Genomic DNA, 22,619 nt, shown 5'->3' on the forward strand with positions numbered 1-22,619 from the left:
CGTTTGCAGCCAGTTGTCGTCCGCGAGAACGGAAGCCAGCCGCGGTGTAACTCTGCGCCAGAGCGCATCTCGACAGGCAGCACGCCCGTTCCAGCGTAACCCGATGATACGGGCCGTCCGCCGTCCTGGGCAGCCTTCGGACAGTTTGGACGCGTGGCATTGGATGCCCGAAGAGGATTGCCCAATAAAGCAGGCCGCTGAAGAGCGAAGGACTGGGGGAGACGAACTACACTTCCGACCCTCCAGCACCGATTCAATTCGACCAAACCGCTTCAGACTCGATTACATCTACAAAGCGAGCCACAGAGAATGACTGCGGGTATAGCGAAGCTCCCCCGTGCATAACATGATCAGCCTCGTCCGGAATCACGCCATCCTGTATCGCCTTCAGTATCCCATATGGGTCAGATAGAAGGTGACGATCGTTTCGTAGAGCAATGATGACCTCCTCCAGCGAGATCTTGAGAAAGCCGCTGAACCGCTCATGATCGTGTTCGATGGATGTATCGACGATCCATCCTGTCAAGGACGGGACTATTCCAGTTGGCAGTCCCAAGTCGGCACACAACCCCGCATCAATGGTCAGTGCTCGCATCAGCGCCGCAGTTTTACGCTGCAATTGATTGCCAGCCTTTCGCAGCGTAGTACTGGCATGCGACCAAGCCTCCCGCCGGGTTGTGCGGAGGAAGGAGGATTTGACCTCAATGACAAGCACGATCCCGTCCATGGCGCAAATCAGATCGACCTCGCCGGCGTCACCGTAGGTGTCTCGATCGGGCACCCATCCCGCCTTGACGCGGAAGCCACGTTGCGCAAATAGCGCTCCTAATCGTTGCTCAATGCGAGCGGTTTCCTCTTTGACTTCCGATCGCTTTTGGCCAATCCGGCGCAGATTATTGATCGCCGCTGTGCGATTGTTCTGGAGGCCAGTGAGCCAAGGCAACTGAACGATAAGCTCGCCCATCTTAAGGAAAGGGCGCTCCAGCAGGTTCGGCGCCACGTCGTCACCGTTGTTACGCAGGCGGCCGGATAATGCTGACCAATCACTGGTCCAGAAATCCAGCACCGCAGCCGCCATCAATGGGTCACCTTGAGGCTGAGCATCACTTGCGACCCAGCCACGAATAGCGTTGACCTTGTCCACGCGGGTCGCAAAAGTCAGTGGCAGCCGGTTCTGCCCTTCAACAAATCCACGCATGCACAATATGTGCAAAGCCGCCAGGCAGTCTCCGGTTTCTTTCAGCAGCTCGCCAAAGGGGCGAAGAAACGCGCTTTGGTAAAAGACGGAGCTCAGCTCCAACGCTAGAAGGGCCTTGAGTAGTGGTACTCGCGTACCGGTTTCCAGCAGCACTCGGTCGTCGATGCCATATACCTCTTCCAGAAGCGAACGATTGCTCATTGCTCGGATCAGGGCCATTTCGTTCAGTTCATGGTTCTCTGCTTTCCCAATTATTCCCTCCGAGATGGGAGAATTGATGTATTCCAGCATCCCGCGATGGAGCCAATAGCCATGAAGCTTAGCCAGCTTTTCACCATCACGACGCCACTTCTCTCTCACTGCCGGATCGGTTTGCTCGATTTCCAAGACGTTACCGTTACGAACAAATAGAATGCTATCGTCGTAACAGTACGCATCGACAGAACGGGAGTTAATGGCATTAAGTTCCAGTTGAGCTGCGAGGAGTTCCTCAAAGGCCTCGTACAAGTCATGCCGAGCCGGCTGACCTTGGGAGCTTGGAAAAATCAGTGGAGAAAGATGTGTCGCCAAAGAACGCCCGGCCTTGGCGATGTTCAGCTTGATAGCTGACTCCGGTACCGAAGCAATCTTCCAGATCAATAGGTCGTTGATCGCCTCCCAGTATTTTTCCATCTCCGGATGATGGCCCCTACCCGGCAACGGTACCAACTCTGCGTAGGCGAATAGGCTCGCGTATAACGATAGCTCAAAGGGGCTTAGCTCGCCCAGCCGGGCTTTGCAACGTTCCAGTTCGTTCTTTTGCGCTTGGCAGGCTTCAGAAAGGATGGAGATGATCTCGCATTGCTCAGCGATTACGGAGCATGACATTCCTACTGACTGCAGCTCAGAGAATCGATCTGCATGTGAGGACGGCCCCACCCGAGATCGCCGAATGGCCCAGATTAAGGCGTCTGACGCAGTCCGAGCAATTATAACCAGCAAATCATGGCGCGATATGCGTCCTTGCTTCAAATAACGCACTATTGCCAATCGGCCAATCTCGCTCCCCCAGCCATCAGGTGAAATCAGCGTCAAGAAACTGCTCGACCAGAAGGCTTCGTCATGCTCTCCAAGAGGTAGTTTTCTTTTGTTACGCACCACCGGCTTCTGATCGACGTAACGTTCAGTGGTCATCAGAGCGGCGGCAGAGCTGTCGATACCTTTAGCCAGCAACGTCTGAAATCGTTGCTCATAAGGATTTACCATCTGATTTTGTAGCGCCGAACTGGAAATATTTCGCATTAGCTCTAAAGAAGGTTCATGATGGCTGCACTTCCTATCAGACTACCAAATGCCTTGATTGCTGAATGCCAATGGAATTGCTAGATGTCTGCGATCCCGGCAGCGATACTCCGTTGTTCTCCATGCGGGACGCGGTGTGGATCGTGTGGTCGACCGGGTCGTAGTCCGTGCGCAGGTCATCCTTACCGTTGGAGCGCACGACCGCCTCGCCGGAAACGACTCCATCAGGCGATAGCCTTTGAAGGCTGAATTTGGATCGGCCCACGGCAAGGCCCCGACCTGTTGCTAACAAGCGACACACCCTCCCGATGGGTGGCATATCTGAGGACATTTGCATCGACCCGTGCACCCTAATTCTGCTCACCGTCCTTCGGGCCTCCGTCTCATTGACGCTGATCAGGAATCGCACACCATATCACCGACGCTGGGCGGCTACGCTGCCCTCTCGGCACTTTCTCGCCATCAATCCGGCAACCACCCCTCCAGCGTTTGTCTGTTTTCGTTACCTCTGCCACAGGCGTTTGCGGGACGGCTAGGCCTTGGATGGGTCCTATCGGTAGTGATCGCAAGCGGGCCCTACCGCAGCGCCAGTTACCTGGCGCTCGCCCTGCTGCTCCTCGGGGTCATCGCGGTCACGGTGCTCGGTTTGCGCTCCACCCTGCTGACGATCCGGGAATGGAGGGCCCTCGAAGCGCAGACGATCGGCGCCGTCGGGAAGAACATGGCGCGCTGGTACGACACGGTCTGCAATATCCGGCAAACGTACACCGCCGAGCAGATTGTCTTTGCCAGGCGCTACCTGGCCGACGTCGCCGAGCAGGCGCGCGGGCGCCTATCGCTCTTCATCGGCGCCCTGGAAAAGGTGGGCATCATTCCGCTGCTGGCCTCCACCGCCATTACCCTCGCGGGTTTTTATCGGGATGGCACAGTGCCGCTCGTATGGGGTACCGCCGCAGCGATGGCTGGGATCGTCTACGTCTTCGCGTTGCGCCTCGTGGACATTGCCTACCGCTGGCCGCGGCCCGCCCCGATGCGCGGATCGGTGCGCGAACGACAGGCCGCGTTGCCCCATCCCCAACGAGAGATTTGCTGTCCACAGTTCCATGGCGTTTCCAAGTAAATCAGGCATTTCCCATCTTTACTTGGAAACGCAACATGGCGATCGCCGTCGGCTGCGGTGCGCTGACCATCTCCCTCCCGTGCCGTGCAGCGGTCCGCTTCTCGAGGACCCGGCGGCGAGCCCGTCCGACCGCATCTGGGCGCCATGGCTCGGCGGTCGCACCCGCCGCGGACGCACGCCCCGTCGGGACAGCCAGTTTCAAATGTCGGCCCGATCGATCTGCGGGGCGTAATAAGGGAGATCGACCGTCCGCAAAAATGCCAACGCGTTCGCGCCTCGCGCAAGGTGCCGCGACAGCGGCACTGCCCCCTTTGCCCCCACCGCAACTGCCAAGCGCCGTCGTAATGTGCAATGATTGTTGCGAAAACGACACCTCATTCTCAATCCATGCCGATCAATCGTCGCGTCACTGTGTTGTCAGGCTGGCCGGACAGTACGGCCCGGCCCATCCGAGCAAGCGAGTTACATCGACATCCGCATGGGGTGCTGGTCGGCGAACCGGGCATGGGCAAGACCACCGTCCTCGCTCAACTGGCTGCGGAATCCGGCGGCCACCTGGTGGGCGTTTCGGCATTTGTCAACGGCGCGGTCGTTCCGGTGGGTACCCCGATTTATCTGGATGGCCTCGACGAGTACCGATCCGGCAATGGCTACCGGGCCGACAAGATCGAACAGATCGCCACCCGCCTGAACGAGCTCGCGCCTCCCGCCTGGTGGCTCACCTGCCGCGCGGAAGACTGGAGCGATGCCGATCGTGCTCGATTGGCGCGTGCCACCAACGGACAGGAGATAGCCGTCGCCCGGCTCGATCCCCTGTCCGACGAGGAGGCACGCGCCCTGCTCACGTCCATTGGCGAACCCGATCCCCATGCGTTCCTCGCGAACGCGGCACGGCTCGGCGGATCGCCCTTCGCGGAAAATCCGCTCAGCCTGGTGCTGCTCTACCGGGCGGTGCAAGACAACCAGGAATGGCCGGCAACGCGATTCGAGCTGTTTGCGAGCGCGGTGGATCGGCTAGCGCACGAAAACAATCCGTCTCGCGCCGCAACCCGAGACCGGGCATCTGCCGCCGCCATCCTCGGCGCGGCGGCAAAACTCTGTGCGCTGATGTTGCTCCCGAACCGCGCAGCAGTCTGGCACTCGACGGCGGCCCCCCCGGCAGAGTTGCGTGCCAGGCTGTTGGTGAGTGCCGACACCGGCCTGTCCCCAGATCTTCTGGCCGACACGCTGGACACCGCACTGTTTCGGCGCCTGGATGGACACACGTTTGCGCCGATGCATCGCGTCGTCGCGGAATATTTGGCCGGGCAAAGCCTAGCCCAATCCATAGCCGGCGGGGCGGGAAGGCCTCGCTACCCCGTCGCGCGCGCCCTCGCGCTCATGACCGGCGCCGGTGGGCATCCCCCGTCGGAATGGCGCGGCGTGTATGCCTGGACCGCGGTCCACCTGGCGCAACTCGGGCTGGACGAAGCCGCCGCGCGATTGGTTCGCCAGGATGCGGCGACCGTCCTGATCTATGGCGATGCGAAAGCGCTCACGACCTCGCAGCGCCGCATCCTTCTGCACAATCTTGCTCGTGATGATCCCTGGTTCCGGGCCGCGGATAATGGCGACACCATCGTCGGAGGCCTCGCCGGCGACGACCTTGCATCCGAGTTTCGGACAATTCTCGACGACAGGAGCGCCTCGGATCATTTGTTTCTCACCGTCACCGAGGCGCTCCAGTACGGGGCGCCGGTCACTTCCCTGGCTCCCTTGCTTAGTTCGATCGCGCTGGACAACAGCCGACCCGACGGGCAACGCAGCAGGGCGGCAGAAGCCGCCATCGCGAGCGCCCATGACCGCGGCCAAGCGCGACTTGCACTGTTCCGTGCCGTGTCGGCCCTGGCCCAATGTCAAAGCAACGTGGCGCTGCGCGTGGCAATCGCTGGGCGGGACGCAAGCCTACTGGGTGATGAGGAGTGGGGCCAGTTACTGCGAGACCACCACGCCTACGCCGAGAAACGCACGGTGGGCCGGCTCCTGAACCTTGGCCGACAACTGCAAAGCGCCCCGCGGCGCGCGCTCCTGGAACAGAACTGGGGCGCGTATTTCGCGGATACGCAGAATACGAGCGCACACACCGAGATTCGACGGCTGCTGGATCAGAACCTCGTCGCGCTGCTGGACGCGTCACCGTCGCCAACCAGCGAGGACGTATGGCGATGGCTGACAAACCTGAAGCAGTATCCGACAGAAGGGCACGACGATTTGGTTCGAGAGTCCTTGTCTCGCTGGATACAGGCAGGCCACAACGAGCTCAATCTGTTCGTCGCGATCGCACTGACCGAAAGTACTTCCCCACCGCACTTTCCCGGCGTCGTCTTTCTCCATAAGCTCGGCTCCTTTCCGTCGACCGCCATCGTGCAACGCCTTCTGGAGGATCCGTCGCTGCACAGCCAGTTAGGCGAATACCGCTGCCTTGCCATGGCAGCCGCCAACGCAAAGAGCAATACCTCGGTGCCCGATCAGTTCTGGCGGGTACACGACTTCCTCGCGGCGCGACTCATGAACGCTTCCATTCAGGAGCTCGTCGCCATGCTGGAAACGTGCCCAGTGGATCCGCAACGGCAGGCGATGGTGCGCCGGGAGCGTGCGTGGCAGGCGCGTGTGGATCGACGCAGAGGCCACCTTCGAGCACAGTTCGAGCGCAGCAGGGGCGACCTGGCCTCCGGCAAAGCGACCTCGCTGTTGCAAATCGCGGCAATTTGCCGCCTTGGCTCCGATCCCTTTGGCGAACGTGACCTCGTCGGCCCCGAGAAACTGCAGGCATTGGTCGGCACCGACATCATGGCGGCCATTACGGCGGGATGGCAGCACGTCGCGATGCATGGTTTCGGCGTTCATGCGTCGGATCTCGGGACGATGAGCGCAACGAACAATTCCTATCCGCAAGAGGCTTCCGTTCTCGCGGGCACCCTGTCGTTGCTTGACACCTCTGCGGGCCCTATACCGACACCGCCGCTCTTCGCAGCGCTCGTCGTGCTCAAATCAGACTGGATGGCCGCCGAAGACGAGAGTGCCCGCGCTCGCCTGAGTGAATGGGCCATTGCCCGGCTGTTGCAGACCGAAGAACTGTCCCGTGTCGCCATCCTGGCAATGTGGAATGCCGGTCTGAATACAGGGCATCTCGATTTTCTACCCGGATTGACCGCCCTCACGAACAGCGAACGAGCCGCTCAGGCGATTCTGGCACCCGTGGTTACCCACCTGCTGGAGACACGTGCAGACGTCTCGCTGCGCATGCTGGAGCAGCTCATGGAAGTTGCCTCGCGGCTTGTCAGTTCGACGGAGCTCCAAGCATTGGCCAGCAAAGCGTTGCAAAACCGCGCCTGCAAGGGGAATCATCGGCGGCTATGGGTATGCATCGCATTTGCTTTGGCGCCCGCGGAACATGCCGCGCTGTTCGAACGCGAACTGGGCGGAAATCACTCCAGTCTCATCAAGCCGTGGCACGACCTCATGGCGACACTCGCGACGAGGTTAAACACGCTACGCATCCTGTTTGCCAGATCTGTCGTCATCGCTTGCGCGCGCGGCAAGGATCCCAAGCAGATGGAACTCTGGTCGTCAGATCCCCTTTCCCAGAACCTGGCCTGGCTACGCAACAATACCGCGTTGTTGGCAACCGTCGCGCTCCAAGGGCTTGAGCGGCATCCGCAACTGGTCGAATGGCGCAACTACATCCGGCATGCGATGACCGAGCAAGCGAGGGCCAGGCTGGAACAGACCTTCTTGCCCGTTACCGTCGACGCCACGCGTATCGCGCTCGACGGCGGCGCACCCGTGAACGCCGCCGATCTCCAGGCCGTGGTCGTCGACGAGTTGCGACAGATCCAATCCTCGCTCCAGGTGGATCCGCTGCAGCCCTGGCAACTTTTCTGGAACGAGGCGCCGGCGAAGCCCAAGATCGAGAATAGCTGCCGCAATGCGCTCGGCATCCTGCTCCAGGCCAGATTGGCTCATTTCGGGATTGCGATCCCCCCGCTGCCCGAGACGCAGCGCGCCGCGGAAAGTCGGGCGGATCTCGTCATTCTGACCGGCGCCCGTGCAAATCTCCCGATAGAAGCCAAACGCCACTATCATCCTCAGGTCTGGACGGCCGCCTCCACCCAGCTTCAGCGCTATGCTGCCGACATTGGCGCCGCCGGACTCAGCATCTACCTGGTGTTCTGGTTCGGCGCCGAAGGCGTCCCATCGCGCGGGCGTGGCAGGCGCCGTCCGCGCAGTGCTGCAGAGATGGAGACGCTCCTGCAAGAGGATCTCCCAGCGCCGCTACAGCGGACCACCGAGATCGTCGTACTCGACGTCTCCAGACCATGAGCCGGGTCCGTCGTCGGATACGACCGACGACGGACCCATCGGGATTGACGCCGGAGTATGCCGCACCGTTACGCTCGACCTGTGACGAAAGCCTTTGGGCTGCCACGCCTGGTCTGCGTGGAACCGCGCGTGACGTGACCAGCTACACGAGCGCCCAGCCGTCCCGGCCGCCCTGCCCCCAGATTTCAACTTCCAGACTATCGTGTTCGATATCACGCCAGACGACATTGCCAGACTGAACGACAAGGACCTCCGGGAATTGGTCGGCCGCCTCTGTGAGGCCGAACTGACCGCGCGTGGCCTGTCCACGGCGCCTGTCACATGGGGCGGGAACCAGACCGCGCCCGATGGCGGGCTGGACGTAAGGGTCTCACTGCCAACGGGCGCGACGATCGACGGTTATATTCCACGCCATGCGACGGGGTTCCAAGTCAAGACCCCCGATATGCCGCGCAAGGCAATCCTTTCGGAAATGTGCCCGACCGGGGTGATCCGGCCCGTCATTCAGACCCTGGCGGACGACGCAGGCGCGTACATCATCGTGAGTTCGCAAGGATCAACGGCCGACGGGCCCCTGCGCGCACGGCAGGCAGCCTTGCGGGAAGCGCTCCACGGCGTGCCTAACGCCGAACAGTTACATACGGACTTCTATGACCGTACACGCCTGGCAAGCTGGGTGCGCCGGTTTCCCGGCCTGATCACCTGGGTCAAGGCGCGCATCGGCCGAGCGCTGTCAGGGTGGCATCCGTATGGCCCATGGGCCGGCGCGGACGCCGATACCGAGTACCTGGCGGACGACAAACTGAGATTGCACCTCGGCAACCGCTTCGAAGATCCTGCCCTCCCGATTGCAGCAGCGATCGACAGTGTTCGCGACGAGCTCGCCCGCACGGGCAGCCTTGTCCGGCTGGTTGGCCTGTCCGGCGTCGGGAAGACGCGACTGGCGCAAGCTTTGTTCGATACAAGGATCGGCGAGCGCGCACTGCCTGCCTCACTCGCTGTCTATGCCAATCTCTCCGATAACCTCGATCCCCAGCCGGTTGGACTGGCCTCCGACCTGCTCGCCAGTGGCATCCGTGCCATCTTGATCGTGGACAATTGTCCTCCCGACTTGCACGGCAGGCTCGCCGACGTGTGTGGCAGGGCAGGAAGCACCGTGAGTGTCCTCACCATCGAGTACGACGTACGCGACGATCAACCTGAAAGAACCCGCGTAGTCACGCTAGATACGTCGTCACCCAGCCTGATCGCCAAACTGGTGGGAATGCGCTATCCGCACCTCTCAGTCGTCGATAGGCAGACGATCGCGGATGCGTCCGGCGGCAACGCGCGGATCGCCATTGCGCTAGCCGAAACCGTTGAGCGGTCCGATTCCATCGCCGGACTGTCCAACGAAGAGCTCTTCCAACGGCTTTTCCGGCAACGGCATGATCCTGACGGCGCCCTGCTGATGGCGGCCGAAGCATGCTCGCTGGTGTATTCCTTTGAGGGCGAGACGCTACGTGGAGAGGAGGCCGAACTGCCGGCGCTTGCGGCCCTGATTGACCAGACGCCGTCCGCCCTCTACCGCTACGTCCGCGAACTGGTGAGTCGGAACCTCGCGCAGCAGCGCGGCGTCTGGCGCGCCGTTCTTCCTCACGCCATTGCAAATCGCCTGGCAACTCGCGCGCTGCAGAATATTCCCTACGACCTCATTGAACACCATCTGTTGGACAATGGGAACGAGAGGCTCGCGAAGTCCTTCTCGCGTCGACTCTCGTTTCTGCACGACCATCCGGTTGCCGTCAAAATTGTCGAGTGCTGGTTGGCCCCAGACGGCCGACTTGGCAACGTCGCTGTATTCGATGACGTGAAAAGCAAGATGTTCGTGAACGTCGCCTCGGTGTCACCCAAGGCAGCCTTGTCGGCACTCGAGAGGCTAGCGAAGACCAATCCGGAGACTTCCGCATCGACATGGCACGGATACCTCCTATTGTTGCGATCGATTGCATATGAGCCCGCGCTGTTTGAACGCAGCGCTGACCTCTTGGCACGCGCAGCTATCGCGAATCAGACCGGATTTGTGCGTTCCAACGCCGCCGACACATTTGCCTCGCTATTCACCCTTTACCTGTCGGGAACACACGCTACGATAGCGCAGCGGCTTTGCGTCATCGAGCGGCTCCTAAGATCGCTCGACGACAGACAGCGCAAGATCGGCCTCTTGGCACTTGGTAAAGCGCTACGGGTGACGCACTTCAGTGCCAGTCACGAATTCGGTTTTGGCGCACGCTCCCGAGATTTCGGGTATCAGCCCGGTACCAAGGCCGAAACCCGTCAATGGTATGGCGCGATCCTCTCGACGATGGCACGGCTGGCGTTGACAGAAGGTCACCTCACGCGGGAGATACTCCAGCTTCTGGGACAGCGATTCCGCCCGCTATGGGCTTGGGCCGGAATGCACGACGAACTTGAACCCCTGGCCCTGACTATCGCCGACAAGGGATTTTGGCTTGAAGGTTGGTTAGGATGCCGGCAATTAATAAAGTACGACGGCAGCAATTTGCCTCCGGCTCTGCACATCCGCCTCATCGCTCTCGAAGTGGCCTTACGACCCAAAGGTCAGGTCGATCAGGCACGCGCCATCGTGCATGGTGACTATGCGAGTTGGACTGGCCTCGATGATGACATCGACCCCGATACGACTAGTGGCTTTGAACGTTCCGAGGTACTGGCCCGCGAGTTTGGGATGGCCATCGCAGACGATGAGGCTGCGCTGGCCAGCATTCTGCCGGACATTCTGAGCGGCGGGACGAGAGCCTGGGCATTTGGTGCTGGCCTCGGGTGTGCTTGCCAGAATATACGCGCGACGTGGGACAAGCTGAAGCGGAGCGGACGCCCCCAGAGCACCTGGACGTCCGCGTAATCGGGGGTTTCCTCTCTCAACTCGGGGAGCACGACGGAACCCTGGTGCATGAGATGTTGGATTCCGCACTCGCGTCCGCGCACCTGTTGCCTTCGCTACCCTACCTGAGTTCTGCCGTCACGCTGGACAAGCGCAGCGTGGAGCGGTTGCAGCGAGCCTTGCACGGCGGTCAGGTTCCCGTCCGCGCCTACAAAGATGTCGCCTTTGGGAACCGCACATCCAATTTGGAACCAGTGGCGTTGTGGGGCCTGCTGTCTCAGATTGCGGAGCATCCCGATGGCTACCTCGTGGCGGTCGAAATACTGTACTACCGCTTACTGCGAGATCGAATGAACGGTCAGGCACTCTCTTCCGAATTGCTCGCGATGGGCAGAAAACTCCTTCGATGCGTCAAGCTGCCACATCACAAGGCGCAGGACTATAACCTGATTCAGTTGATCGAGATTTGCCTGGCAGGCCCCGACGCGGGCCCAATTGCGGCCGAAGCGACCATGTCCATACGATACGCTGTGGAGCGCGGCGAGCTGTATGGCTTCGAATGCGGGGAGATTCTGACGGCGCTGACATCGGTTCAGCCGCAGGCGGTCTTAGACGCGCTGTTCGCCGGCGACGAGGATCAACGCGAAGCCGTACTGCGCGACTGTCGTATCTACGAAGGTCATGGTCCCAATTGGACGGACTCCATTCCCGGGAATATATTGATGGCTTGGTGCGCCAACGATCCGGGCATCCGATTCAGGATTGCCGCCTCCATCATCACCTTCGCGCATCGTCCTGATCCCGAGCGGCCGCGTACATGGTGCGAACAAGCGATAGCGTTGCTACAAAACGCCCCCACGCCAGGGGATGTACTGCAGATCTTCATCGAGCGATTCTCACCCAGTTCGTACAGCGGTTCCCTGGCAGCCATCATGGAGGAGAACGCTCCCCTTTTGGACACGACCGAGATAGCGAATCTCCCGACAGTCCGCGAACTGGTAGCGCAGGCACGCATCGACCTGGCCAATGCCATAGAGGAGGCCCGTCAGTGGGAGACCAAACGTGACCAGCGTCTGGATGGACGCTTCGAGTACTAGTTGCTTTCGATCGCCTAATTAGGCGCGGGACTGGCATCATGACCCCGACGGTTACCAGAGCCGAGGATGGGATCCTCGCAGACCTACAGGCGCTGTGCACGGCGCCAGGCTACGTGCATGCCCTGGCCTACCTCTGCGTGCGCGACAACGTGCTCGTCTATGGCGACGCGGTCTCCGAGGCGGATATTCGCGAACTATCCGATCCGACCCGGCTGTCGCGCACGGAGATGAACACGCTGATCGGGTTGATGGTCAAGGCCCCAATTGACTGGTCCATTCCTGCGCCGCAGACCCTGGAAAGCTACGTCGACGCCAGCGATCGTCTGCTTGAAGAACTTCACCGCGCGCTATCGGCAGCGTTCTCCCTCAATGACTTGATCTCGCGACTTGAGCGCGGCGAGCAGATCAATCCGTTTGCTTCCGGTTCCGCGATGCGTGAGCCGATCTTCTATGCGGCCGAATCGGCCTACGACTTTCAGTACCTCGAACTGGCTGCGCGGCGCTATGCGGCCGATGCCGACTGGCTCCTCGCGCATGTCGGCTTCACGATTGCGCAGGCGTGTGCTGTGGCCAAGGCCATAGATCGCGTCCATGCCGACCGCTTCCAGTCCGTACAGGATGACCTGCCGGCAGTTCAGCCGGATCAGTGGACAATGCTGCCCGCCTTCTGCTTCACGCCTGCGGAAGTCGCCACCGTCGCAGGTTTCGCGCCGGATCTGGTAGAACGCATTCTGCTCGCGTTTACGTTATCCGAAGGGGAACGCAATGCCCGTTTCGCAAGCCTGCAGGACTTCAATGCCGTAACGGCGACACCGCTGCTTCGTTTGCCCGGCGACGAATTCGTGTCACTGCAGCGTTACGCGCTCGCGGAGGCCATTTACGATTCACCGTTCTATTGGATGCTGCCGGACAAGAATTACCGCCCACAGCGCGACAGGCACCGCGGCGAGTTCGCGGAGCACTTCGTGGCCGAACGGCTGGCCACCGTGTTTGGCGCCGACCGCGTCTTCACGAACGTAGATATCTGGCTAAGCAAGGGGATCCGGTACGCCGAAATCGATGTCCTGGTACTCTGGGCAGACCGGGCCATCATAGTGCAGGCCAAGTCAAAGCGACTCACGCTCGAGGCGCGCAAGGGCCATGATCAAGTCATTCGCGATGACTTCAAGAAGAGCGTTCAGGACGCGTACGATCAGGGCATGCAGTGCGCCGCATACCTGGGTGACCAGCGCTTTCGCCTCACCCGAGCCGACGGATCGGACGTGGCGCTGCCCAACACAATTGGGGAGATTTTCGTGTTCTGCGTGGTAAGTGACCATTACCCCGCATTGAGCTTTCAAACACAACAGTTCCTCAAGCCCAAGGCGCTCCCGCGTGTGCAGGCTGCCCTGGTCACCGACGTATTCCTCATCGACGTTCTGACCGAGCTGTTGTCGACGCCGCTGCAGTTCCTTAGCTATGTCGCACGACGAGCCCGCTATGCCGATCGCCTCCTGGCGGCGCAGGAGCTGACCATCTTGGGCTACCACCTCAAACAGAATCTATGGTTCGATGACAAGATGTCAATGATCCATATCGCCGAGGACTTCACCGCCGGCGTGGACATTGCTATGGCCGCCAGACGCGCCGGCTTGGCTGGACCTGCCACACCGGATGGAGTCCTTACCCGATACAAAGGCACGACGCTCGGACGGATCATCCATCAGATCGAATCACGCCCGCATTCCGCGGTCCTCGACCAGGGCTTTCAACTGCTGGAGCTAAGTGACGAAGCCATCGACGATCTCAACCGCATGATCGATCGTCAGGCGCGACGCGCGGCTCAGGATGGCCAACCGCACGATGTGACATGGATGTTTCCGGACGGGAGCGGCTTGACCGTGTTGTGTACGGACGAACCGTTGGCGGCGACGGTGCACAAGCTGAAGGCGTATTGCCTGAGACGCAAGTACGCGCAGAAGGCCAGCCTGTGGTTCGGTATGTGCCTGACCTCCGGCCGGGCTGAATTACGCTTCGGCTTCCGCATCTCCACGCCTTGGGTACAGGACGACACCCTGGACGCTGCGACGGCATCAATGGCGACGCCTGTGGCACCAGCGACCCCGATGGCCACCCCAAACTGCTCCACTTATGGCCGGTCAAACTGCTCCAGGCAGGACGGTCAGATTATGACGGTTCAGGCGTGATGGCGATACGCGCGGCGGCCTCCTTCAGACGGTAGCTCTTGCCGTCAAACTCCAGCATTGCGCAACGGTGCATGAGCCGGTCCAGGATGGTGGTGGCCATGGTGGCGTCGGCGAGGTACTTGCCCCAGTCCTGCACCACCCTGTTGGAGGTGATGACGATGGCGCGGCGCAGCTTGTAGCGCTGGTGTACGATGGCCTGCAGCAGTTCGGCGCTCACGTCGGCAATGCGCCGGGCCAAGAACAGGTCATCGAGGACCAGCAGGTCTGGCTCGATCCAGCCCTTGAGCTGTTCGGCCTGTTCGGCCGTGCTGGCCAGCCCGTAGCGGGCGAACTCGGAGTCCGCCTCCACATAGCGCACGTCATAGCCCTGCAACGTGGCCTGGTAGGCCACCGCCTTGGCCACATGGCTCTTGCCGGTGCCAGGCTTGCCGACGATCAGTGCGTTGGCCCCCTCGCCGATGAACTTCAGGGTGTGCAGCTCGAAGCAGGCGTTGCGTGGCAGCTTGGGATTGAAGCGCCAGTCGAAGTCCGCCAGCGTCAGGCGCTCGGCTAGGCCTGAGCGCTTGAAGCGGCGCTCTATCAAGCGCGAGCGGCGCCGGTCGAGCTCGTCTTGCAGCATGGCCGCCAACGTCTCCAGGAAGGGCTGCTGGGCGGCCTGGGCCTGCATAACGCGGGTGGATAGGGTGTCCGCGATGCCGGACAGGCGCAGCTCGCGCAAGGCGCGTTCGATCTCGGTCATGTTCATGGCTGGGCGATATCAGTGGTGTGGGTGCGGGAGGTTGTGCCGCCCGAGGTGGCGGTCGCGGCGTGGGCGAACAGATCGCCGTATTCGTCGGCGCTGCGAATGAGCGCGTGCTGCTGGGTGAGCGTTGAGGTCGACGGTGTCGGCATGCCGGCCTGCAGGGCGGCCAGCGCGTCGGCCACCAGTCGCTCGGTGAGTGCCTTGACGTGGCGGTAGCTGTGTAGGCCTTGCTCAATGGCGGCTGCGCAGGCCGCGTCGATGAAGTGATGGGGGTAGCGCTTGACCAGATTGACGATGCCCCAGAGCTTGCGCTGGCCCACGCGCCCCTCGATGGCGAACAGCATCTGACACAGCCGAGAGGCCTGCGGTCCGATGGCTCGGGCCTGGGCCAGGATGAAGCGCGTCTCTCGAGAGGGGTTGAACACCCGCTCGGCCATAGGCAACACCACGGTGCCGGGGCGATCAACCCGGGCGTGGGTGCGCAACAAGGCCTGGGTGCGCAGCTCGCGGATCTCGATGCGCCGCTCGAACAGCCGCACCAGCACCTTGGCGCCAATCGGGGCCGGGCGCGCGGCGTAGCTGCTGTGGTCGATGCGCACGCAACTGTCGTCGCAGACCGTGCGCTGCACCTCGGTGAAGTACTGCATGCGCGTAGCTGGCAGCGGTTGCAGGTGGGCGCGCTCCTCCTCGAACATGGCCTGCACCTGACGCCGCTCGGCGCCGTGAATGCGCGAGGCGGCCCACTTGGACTCCCAGTGTTCCAGGAAGGCGTTCTGCTCTTCGATGGTCTCAAAGCGCCGCCCCTTGAGCGCGGTGGACTGCGTGTGTTGGATCGCGTTCTCCACTGTCCCCTTGCGATTCGGATCCCGGACCCGAGCTGGGTCGGCCACCACCTCGTAATGAGCCAGTGTGGCCGCGTAGACCGGATTGAGCGCGGGCTCGTACAGGTCGGGCTTCAAGACGCCCTCCTTAAGGTTGTCCAGCACGACGTAGCGGGTCGAACCGCCAAAGTAGGCCCAGGCCTGCTCATGCAACTCAGCCCAGACTTGCTGGCTGGACTTCCAGACTACGCGGCGGAAGCTACGCCGCGAGTAGCGCAGCGTGGCCACGAACAGGCGAGGTTTGCGCCAGCGCTCGGTGCCCGGCATCCGCGTGGGGGCGCCTTCACCGTAGTCGACCTGCATCTCCTCGCCGGGCGCAAAGCTCAGACGATCGAACTGTTCGGGCTCCTTGTGGCGAAGCTGGGCGCAGAAGCGTTTGACCGAGTTGTAGGCGCCGTCAAAGCCGTGTTGGTCGACCAGGTCCTGGTAGATGGCCGTGGCGTTGCGGCCCAGGCGCAACTGAGCGTCGATGAAGGCGCGATGGGGCTCGCACTTGGAGGTGGCCAGCGGCGGCGTTACCGGCCTGGAAGTCGGTGGCCAGGGTGGAGCAGTTTGACTACCGGAGTCGGTGGCCACCCCGGGGCAGTTTGCCAATTCGGCGGCGAAGCGCTGCTGATACGCCCGGATGGTGTGACGCGAGATGCCGGTGATGCGTTCGATCTCGCGCTGTGTGGCACCGCCCTTGAGCAGCGTCCAAATGGTGGTTTGCAGATGTGGCTTCAAGACGTTCACTCCGTTGTTCCCCTCGCTCAGAGGGGGTGGAAGGTAACGTCCTGCCTGTCGAGCTTCGCGGCGCCCGACGCACCGTGTTCAATGCGTCAGATCACCGTGGCTAGGGTGGAGCAGTTTGGGTGGCCATAAGTGGGGCACTTTGGGTGGCCGCCGGGGAGCGATTGCCTACCAACGCTTGTTCGGCAAAGGCCTGCGCATGCCTAAGATCGGGCGCAACGATCCGTGTCCGTGCGGAAGCGGCAAGAAGTCCAAGAAGTGCTGCCAGAGATGAGCGCAATCTTGACTCCTGTCGGGACGGCTACCCCGTCGAAGATCGGCTGCCCGACCCTTCGAAGGCCCCTTAAGCGGGCGGCCGCAGCGGCCTTGACATCAGACCATTGCGATAAGGCGGGATATCACAACGGCCTGTGGCGCGGCTCGTCTACCAAGGGCGCCCTGCCCCAACATCCCCCGGGCGCGATGCCACAGGCCACAGGAGGCTGCAATCGGCCAGTATCGGCCATCCAGATTCGGGTCGACAAATGACCGAAGTCCCCCCAGTTTTGCCATCGGCGGGTGCCCCTATGCTCGCGCATTGCCGTACGAACTCCCTGTGGGCCCTACTCGAATTCTTCACCATAATTGGAGGTAGGCTTCAAGGATGATGTGATGAGCCAGGCACTGCAAATGATTGCCGCATTCGCTGCAATGCTCTTCGCCGGGGCCGCCTTGTATGTCAACGTGGTTGAGCATCCCGCAAGAATGGTGCTTGAGACAAGGTCTGCGGCACAGCAGTGGGCGCCCAGCTATAAGCGCGCCACGCTCATGCAGGCTCCATTGGCGCTGGTCAGCTTACTGAGCGGAGTGATGGCATGGCTTTTGGGTGCCAGTATCTGGTGGTTTGCTGCCGCGCTACTGATCGGATCTGTCGTGCCGTATACCTTGCTCGTCGTAATGCCCATCAACCACAAGATTCTCGAGTCGGATCGCGATCTATCGTCGGGGGAGACCCGAGAACTCTTGCAGAAATGGGCCAGACTGCATGGAGTGCGCACAGCATTGAGTCTTGTCGCGTCCGCCATCGATGTGTGACAGTTGGGTGGAGTTGGAAATGGAGTCACTTGAACTGAAGATCCCGCCACCAGTCGTGGCGTTGCTGACCGGCTTGCTCATGTGGCTGGCATCCAAGTTAATTGCCCCGGTTGTAGTTCCGTTCGGACTTCGCGTAGGTGTCGCAGTTGCCATTGCTTGCGTTGGCGTGGTTATCGGGGTCTCGGCCATGGTTTCATTCCTGCGGGCGAAGACCACAATGAACCCGATCAAGCCCGGTACTGCGTCGTTGCTCGTCACTGACGGGGTGTTTTGCTTCACGCGCAATCCCATGTACCTGAGCCTGCTGCTGTACCTGTTCGCGTGGGCGGTGTACTTGTCAAACTGGCTGACCCTGCTATTCCTGCCTCTGTTCGTGCTCTACATCAACCGGTTTCAGATCACACCCGAGGAGCGCACGCTTTCATCGCTCTTCGAAGCACAGTACGTTGCATACAAAGGGAAAGTTCGCCGTTGGCTGTGACGCATAACCATCGAGCTTGCAATGTCCATGTCCCTGTGAACAGGACAAAGGATTCGACCGATGGATATCAGAATCATCGTTCGTTATCCCTGGTTTGGCACGGCGACAAATTGCGTAACCAGATGCGAAATTTGGATTGCACTGCAGAAGCCCTACAAGGCATACCGGACAAGCAAGTCTCGTTGACCGACCCCGATGCACGCTCGATGGCCTCGCAGGCCAAGGGGACGGGCGTAGCGGGATACAACGTTCAGGTTGCCGTCGACACCAAACATCGCCTGATCGTCGCCCATGAGGTTACGAAGTCGGTCATGCGCGTCTACAACGCGGTGCGTCGGGACAACGCAAGGCGCTTTCTTGAGAATACGCGCCACGCGATTTTCTCCATCTCGGAACAGCTTGGGTTCGACAGCTCAAGGTACTTCATGCTGGTTTTCTCAGGAATTCGGAATCGCGCCGAAGCAGTGGCGGCAGGCACGTATGCGAAAGGACTGACTTCGGGAGGCCTGCTACGGCATAGTGTGGCAGGTCCGCCGGGCGGCTTCGCAGTTCGACTGGCCGTTGTACCTTGCCAAGTAGCCGTTGATAGCGGGAGGATGCAAACGACCGAGACGGGTCGGCTACCGCCATTTCGAGAATCGGCTTAGACCCGCCTAGAATTAATGAATTGCATGTCGCGCGCGGCGCAAGCTGCACTCGCCGAGTCCAGAGGACACTGCATAACTTGGCTCCCTCACAGCAAAGTCGGAGGGGCGGCGTCGCCTCCGGCCCGTTCGATCAAGCATCCGGGGTAACCATGGAGACTGACGAACTAGGCCAACATGGCTGCTCCTCTAGCCAGGATTCTCTTATCGATCGTTCTGCCGAATCCAGACCTTCAGGTCGTCGACCATGGCCTGAGTCATCGCCCCGGGGAGACGTGGCATCGGTAGATCTGCCTGCGCCATTAGCAGGAACAGATCCTCCTCGCTTCCGATTGCGAGTTGGTCCATCGCGACAGCAGCGTCGATCTCGCCACGAGAAAATTCAAGCAGCAGTCGAGTGTCCATCTTTGTTGGCTTCCGGCGCTGTTGTGATCGCTGAGTTACCGCGTCTCCTGCCCCTGGCCAAGCCAGTTCGCAACGGAGAGACTTCGGCCGTTCACTCAATCCGGCGAGAGGCCGATGGGTTGACAGGACGACAGACAGACCGGGGGGCATGCCATCGTCAAGATTTTGTTTCGGGGCGCGGTACGAATTGCCCGGATCAGCCGAGTAGGTCGAACCCGCCACCAACATTCCTGGGGCGTTTCCAAGTAAATGTGCCAAATGTCGGTTTTACTTGGAAACAGGTCATCGAGCTCCAGTACAAGCGACTGGACGGTTCAAGCTCGCTCGCCAGCCACTTGATCGCCTTTCCGCGGGCCTCAAATGGGTTCACGCCATCGCGCGCATCTTTCCAACCACCAAAGGCTACAGCGCATCATGCAAGCGCTTCTTCGCATCCCGCAGTTCGGCGTTCGCAAGGCGACCGAGTGGCGTGTGTTGACGGCTGCGAGCACGGACGCCGATCCATGCCTGGCATGGCACGCAGATCCAAACGAGACCATGATCCTCAAGGTAGGGATAGGCGACGTCGCCTGTCTGCGCAAGCTGGGCGACGCTGCCGCAGTATTCGCAGACATGTTGTACTGGTGCAGGTATGGGTCGCCCAACACGCATTGCTACCGTTTGATCGAAGAAGCCTGGTACCAATATTATCGAGATTCGCGCTCGGATTCATCCGCACGATTGCCCGAAGGGCACTCCCTCAGTGAGAGGGACTGCTCTCTCACCCCACTTTCGAATAGCCCGCCCGCACACAACTCACGATCCAATCCACTTCGGTGCCACCGAGGCCCCACTCCGCCTGCTTGTTGCGAATGCCCTTCTCCACTCGTGAGAGCAATGTGTCGCCGCTCCAGCCCGGATTCTCGGCTGCCTTTTTCCCGCAGTAGTGCAAAAGTTGCACGACCAGGTCCTGGCACATCTCGTAACGCTCGATGCGCTCCTGCTGGGTCAGTCCCACCACAAATTTTCCGTCAATCATGCGCCCGGCAAGCTTAGGCTGCGCCCCCGCCAGCGCGGCTGGAAATGGCTCGCGCGGAAAATCGTCCGGAATGTTGATTTCAGTCATGTCAGTCGTGCCTTGTGTCGTTTTCAGGCTATCAAAGCCGTCTTGGCAAACAACGCCCGTGCTCCTTGGACACCAGGCTTTCGCGCTTTCCCTGTAGTTCGTTGCAATCATTCACATAGTCCCCGTCACGAGCATCTCGGCACGCGCTACCGCGCAGGCCGTTGTACGAGGCAAGATTTGAATATGGTGGTCGGCTGCTCGGCTTCGATCAAAACGGCATCAAGGAGGCGATGTGACTGCAGCGGGCGCCGCATTCGACGGGGCTATCGTTGCGCGAGAGAATTACGCCATGTAGAAGGCTCGCATTTCATGCACTAATTTATCGCCAGGCGTAGGCGCACACGCCCCTCGTTCCTTTTCGAGCACTCAGCCTCACTCCAAGGGCATCTCGCTACCGCCCCGCACCTGCAATGGAACCACGCGATAAAGGGATCGCGCTATCATGTACGTGAGAGGCGCCTCTGCCCGACAGATCCCCTTTTTTCGATTGCATCATGACCGAAACCGCGCGTTACGTCGCCGAGTTGGCGCGGCGGGAAGGCATCGAATATACGGCAATTTTTGCCGACAAATGGGCTGCCGCCGTGACGGGACTGCTCGGTGACGAAGTCGCGCCGGATGCAACGGATAATCTGCTAGTTGCCCTGACGCGCGCGGGCAAGCTGTCACCCCGTGACATGGTGGCCCTGACCTTCGCGCATCATAGGGAACTGAAGCAGCTCGCTTAGCGTCGTCCGTCGCTCGCTGCCTACGGTGACGACGGACCCGGCTCGCCCCTTACCACCAGCGCTCCCGAACGCCTTCAAGTGAAAGGACCACATGTCGCCTTTTCCGGGAAACGATGGACCGCAGAAATGCATGGGGCTATCTGGTTCTTGCCATCTACGCCGACCAGCAATCCCCGCCACACCACGCTTTCGGAGGGACTACGGATCGCACTATCGAGCCGTAGCTGACTCGAGATTGCCGCATCGATCCATCAATTGCTTAAGACCCTCAAAGTTCACCAGAAAGTTCTTCTGGCCCTCGCCGGCGGGGAAACGGCTGATGTAGCCCTTCATGTTAAGGGCGGTGTGCAGTTGCATCGCGACCAGGGGAAGGTCTCGAGCTATCGCCGCGTCCAGCGGCTCAACTTGTGACGGATCTGTCTGCTGATATACGCCCTTCGAGGGCAGGAGGATGCCAAGCGCCATGCATTGCGCGAGGTACTGAATGGCCTCGACCTGACTGAGGTTGCTCCCATGAACTCTGCAGCTTAGGAGTTCGCCGTTCTCATCAAGGAGCCTCTCAAAGCAAAATTCTCCCAACTCCGCCTTCACCTGGACGGCCTTTAGTCCGTACCACAGGCCTCTTAGGTTCGTGAGCGGAAAGCCATCCAGGAGGGCGCTGTAGAGGTCCTTCGCCTGCTTGAGGTAGTGGACAAACGCGTCGGCGTTGTAGCCGGTGGGGAGCGGGGCTCCCAGCGTAAACTGACTTTCCTTGACTTTGAACACCACCCCGCTGGGGTGCATGAAGGTGTTCTTCAAGAAATTGGTGCGCCATTTGGTGTGCCAGAGGAGGTTCATGACGTCCTGTTAGGTTGCTTGCCCACTCAGTCGAACGAGGGGACGTGGTTGGCATAGGAGCGGCCGAAGCCCGCCCCGCCAACCGGTGACCATGGGTGGGGCGTAGTTATAGCGTAATTGGCCTATCCCCGTAAAACCCCCTTCTGCAAGAACTCGTCAGCCTCTGTTCGGAGTGCTCCGTCCTGAGAACATTCCTGTGGGACGTTGCCGCGAAGACGGCGCGATCAGGGGGCCATCTCGAAGGTGCGCGCGCCCGACAACCCGACTTCAGGCGGCAAACGCCTTTCCATCAGACGAAGTGGGCATCTGGGGAGGCGCTGGATGGGGCGGTCATGGACGGCGGCGACCCTTGATCCGACGGAAGCTGCACAACATCGCCGCCTGGCTTCGTGAGGCGATCGTCGACAACGGGGCGTCTTCCTCCTAGCGTGAACCGTCGCCGCAAGCCCATCATGGTCTGCGGTTGCTCCCGATTGCAGGGCAATAACGTATCGTCTCGGCCATAGTAAGCGTAGTACACCGTTTCGTCATGACCGCTCTGATACGTCCAGAGTTCGAACACGGGTTCAGTGCCGGTACCCGGGCACAGAATCTGGACACTTACGTTCTCGAGGGATCGACCTGGAGGACGCTCCAGTTCTTCAACGAGTTCCTCAACGGAACGGACCACCACCGAACTTGGGTTGTCGTTAATTCTGAATTCCGGGTCGTGTAGCAAAAAGGGCGTCGCTTCGTAGGAAATGACCCCCCGCGTCCAAGATGCCACCGGCTCGTTGGCGTCATTGCACAACACCTCCAAAAGCCATTCATGTTTCGAGAGCAACATCGTTAAAAGTCAGTATGACTCCCCCTGGTGAAGCAAGAG

15 protein-coding genes and 3 pseudogenes are annotated in these 22,619 nt (G+C 60.7%); 10 read left to right on the forward strand and 8 right to left on the reverse strand.

Going from position 1 to position 22,619, the window contains the following annotated elements:
- Positions 1–253 precede the first annotated feature (253 nt).
- Positions 254–2,479, reverse strand: a complete 2,226-nt coding sequence (locus AC10V3_RS31595; protein ID WP_490923911.1) for a hypothetical protein — start codon at positions 2,477–2,479, stop codon at positions 254–256.
- Between the two features lie 559 nt (positions 2,480–3,038).
- On the opposite strand from AC10V3_RS31595, the gene AC10V3_RS31600 reads away from it, so the two are divergent.
- The 5 genes from AC10V3_RS31600 (at position 3,039) to AC10V3_RS31620 (ending at position 14,128) form a co-directional block, all read left to right on the forward strand.
- A complete protein-coding gene (locus tag AC10V3_RS31600; protein WP_490923912.1) occupies positions 3,039–3,599 on the forward strand; it encodes a hypothetical protein in 561 nt (186 codons plus the stop codon).
- A 504-nt stretch (positions 3,600–4,103) separates the two neighbouring features.
- The gene (locus tag AC10V3_RS31605) at positions 4,104–7,961 is read left to right on the forward strand and encodes an NACHT domain-containing protein (RefSeq protein ID WP_490923913.1); all 3,858 of its coding nucleotides are present in this window, start codon (positions 4,104–4,106) and stop codon (positions 7,959–7,961) included.
- A gap of 202 nt (positions 7,962–8,163) precedes the next feature.
- Positions 8,164–10,866, forward strand: a complete 2,703-nt coding sequence (locus tag AC10V3_RS31610) for a hypothetical protein (protein WP_490923914.1) — start codon at positions 8,164–8,166, stop codon at positions 10,864–10,866.
- A gap of 53 nt (positions 10,867–10,919) precedes the next feature.
- Positions 10,920–11,942: a hypothetical protein gene (locus AC10V3_RS31615; protein WP_490923915.1), complete on the forward strand. Its 1,023-nt coding sequence runs from the start codon at positions 10,920–10,922 to the stop codon at positions 11,940–11,942.
- A gap of 38 nt (positions 11,943–11,980) precedes the next feature.
- A complete protein-coding gene (locus AC10V3_RS31620; protein WP_490923916.1) occupies positions 11,981–14,128 on the forward strand; it encodes a nuclease-related domain-containing protein in 2,148 nt (715 codons plus the stop codon).
- On the opposite strand, the gene istB is transcribed toward AC10V3_RS31620, so the two are convergent.
- Positions 14,109–14,873 (reverse strand): IS21-like element helper ATPase IstB, encoded by a 765-nt coding sequence (gene istB / locus AC10V3_RS31625; protein WP_186426318.1) that lies wholly within the window; start codon positions 14,871–14,873, stop codon positions 14,109–14,111. The genes AC10V3_RS31620 and istB overlap by 20 nt on opposite strands.
- Positions 14,870–16,483 carry an IS21 family transposase gene (gene istA, locus AC10V3_RS31630; protein WP_490923917.1) on the reverse strand — a complete coding sequence of 538 codons (1,614 nt, stop codon included), beginning with the start codon at positions 16,481–16,483 and terminating at the stop codon, positions 14,870–14,872. Before istA ends, istB begins: the two co-directional genes overlap by 4 nt.
- A gap of 181 nt (positions 16,484–16,664) precedes the next feature.
- Here istA and AC10V3_RS31635 point away from each other — a divergent pair.
- The 4 genes and pseudogenes from AC10V3_RS31635 to AC10V3_RS31650 all read left to right on the forward strand — a co-directional run.
- A pseudogene (locus AC10V3_RS31635) lies at positions 16,665–16,754 on the forward strand (SEC-C metal-binding domain-containing protein); the annotation flags it as partial.
- A 377-nt stretch (positions 16,755–17,131) separates the two neighbouring features.
- Complete coding sequence (locus AC10V3_RS31640) at positions 17,132–17,554, forward strand: anthrone oxygenase family protein (RefSeq protein WP_454753774.1); 423 nt, start codon at positions 17,132–17,134, stop codon at positions 17,552–17,554.
- 19 nt (positions 17,555–17,573) lie between these two features.
- On the forward strand, positions 17,574–18,035 hold the full coding sequence (locus AC10V3_RS31645) for a methyltransferase family protein (protein ID WP_454753773.1): 462 nt from the start codon (positions 17,574–17,576) through the stop codon (positions 18,033–18,035).
- 110 nt (positions 18,036–18,145) lie between these two features.
- A pseudogene (locus AC10V3_RS31650) lies at positions 18,146–18,337 on the forward strand (IS5/IS1182 family transposase); the annotation flags it as partial.
- 546 nt (positions 18,338–18,883) lie between these two features.
- Here the strand turns inward: AC10V3_RS31650 and AC10V3_RS31655 are convergent.
- The 3 genes and pseudogenes from AC10V3_RS31655 to AC10V3_RS31665 form a co-directional block, all read right to left on the reverse strand.
- A complete protein-coding gene (locus tag AC10V3_RS31655) occupies positions 18,884–19,084 on the reverse strand; it encodes a hypothetical protein (RefSeq protein WP_490923918.1) in 201 nt (66 codons plus the stop codon).
- A gap of 316 nt (positions 19,085–19,400) precedes the next feature.
- Positions 19,401–19,735 (reverse strand): annotated as a pseudogene (locus tag AC10V3_RS31660) (zinc-finger-containing protein); the annotation flags it as partial.
- Positions 19,736–19,844: 109 nt separating this feature from the next.
- Positions 19,845–20,189: a hypothetical protein gene (locus AC10V3_RS31665; protein ID WP_490923919.1), complete on the reverse strand. Its 345-nt coding sequence runs from the start codon at positions 20,187–20,189 to the stop codon at positions 19,845–19,847.
- Between the two features lie 494 nt (positions 20,190–20,683).
- On the opposite strand from AC10V3_RS31665, the gene AC10V3_RS31670 reads away from it, so the two are divergent.
- Complete coding sequence (locus tag AC10V3_RS31670; RefSeq protein WP_490923920.1) at positions 20,684–20,917, forward strand: hypothetical protein; 234 nt, start codon at positions 20,684–20,686, stop codon at positions 20,915–20,917.
- 210 nt (positions 20,918–21,127) lie between these two features.
- Here the strand turns inward: AC10V3_RS31670 and AC10V3_RS31675 are convergent, their stop codons facing one another.
- A complete protein-coding gene (locus AC10V3_RS31675) occupies positions 21,128–21,754 on the reverse strand; it encodes a hypothetical protein (protein ID WP_490923921.1) in 627 nt (208 codons plus the stop codon).
- Between the two features lie 289 nt (positions 21,755–22,043).
- Positions 22,044–22,580, reverse strand: a complete 537-nt coding sequence (locus AC10V3_RS31680) for a hypothetical protein (RefSeq protein WP_490923922.1) — start codon at positions 22,578–22,580, stop codon at positions 22,044–22,046.
- Positions 22,581–22,619: the final 39 nt, after the last annotated feature.

This window comes from Cupriavidus sp. PB-02 (genome assembly GCF_058252315.1).

Coding starts and splice junctions, on each gene's coding strand:
- AC10V3_RS31615 (WP_490923915.1), top strand. CDS start 10,920: ATGTTGGATTCCGCACTCGCGTCCGCGCACCTGTTGCCTTCGCTACCC.
- AC10V3_RS31670 (WP_490923920.1), top strand. CDS start 20,684: ATGACCGAAACCGCGCGTTACGTCGCCGAGTTGGCGCGGCGGGAAGGC.
- istB (WP_186426318.1), bottom strand. CDS start 14,873: ATGAACATGACCGAGATCGAACGCGCCTTGCGCGAGCTGCGCCTGTCC.
- AC10V3_RS31680 (WP_490923922.1), bottom strand. CDS start 22,580: ATGTTGCTCTCGAAACATGAATGGCTTTTGGAGGTGTTGTGCAATGAC.
- AC10V3_RS31675 (WP_490923921.1), bottom strand. CDS start 21,754: ATGAACCTCCTCTGGCACACCAAATGGCGCACCAATTTCTTGAAGAAC.
- AC10V3_RS31640 (WP_454753774.1), top strand. CDS start 17,132: ATGAGCCAGGCACTGCAAATGATTGCCGCATTCGCTGCAATGCTCTTC.
- AC10V3_RS31665 (WP_490923919.1), bottom strand. CDS start 20,189: ATGACTGAAATCAACATTCCGGACGATTTTCCGCGCGAGCCATTTCCA.
- AC10V3_RS31595 (WP_490923911.1), bottom strand. CDS start 2,479: ATGCGAAATATTTCCAGTTCGGCGCTACAAAATCAGATGGTAAATCCT.
- AC10V3_RS31620 (WP_490923916.1), top strand. CDS start 11,981: ATGACCCCGACGGTTACCAGAGCCGAGGATGGGATCCTCGCAGACCTA.
- AC10V3_RS31605 (WP_490923913.1), top strand. CDS start 4,104: ATGGGCAAGACCACCGTCCTCGCTCAACTGGCTGCGGAATCCGGCGGC.
- AC10V3_RS31655 (WP_490923918.1), bottom strand. CDS start 19,084: ATGGACACTCGACTGCTGCTTGAATTTTCTCGTGGCGAGATCGACGCT.
- AC10V3_RS31645 (WP_454753773.1), top strand. CDS start 17,574: ATGGAGTCACTTGAACTGAAGATCCCGCCACCAGTCGTGGCGTTGCTG.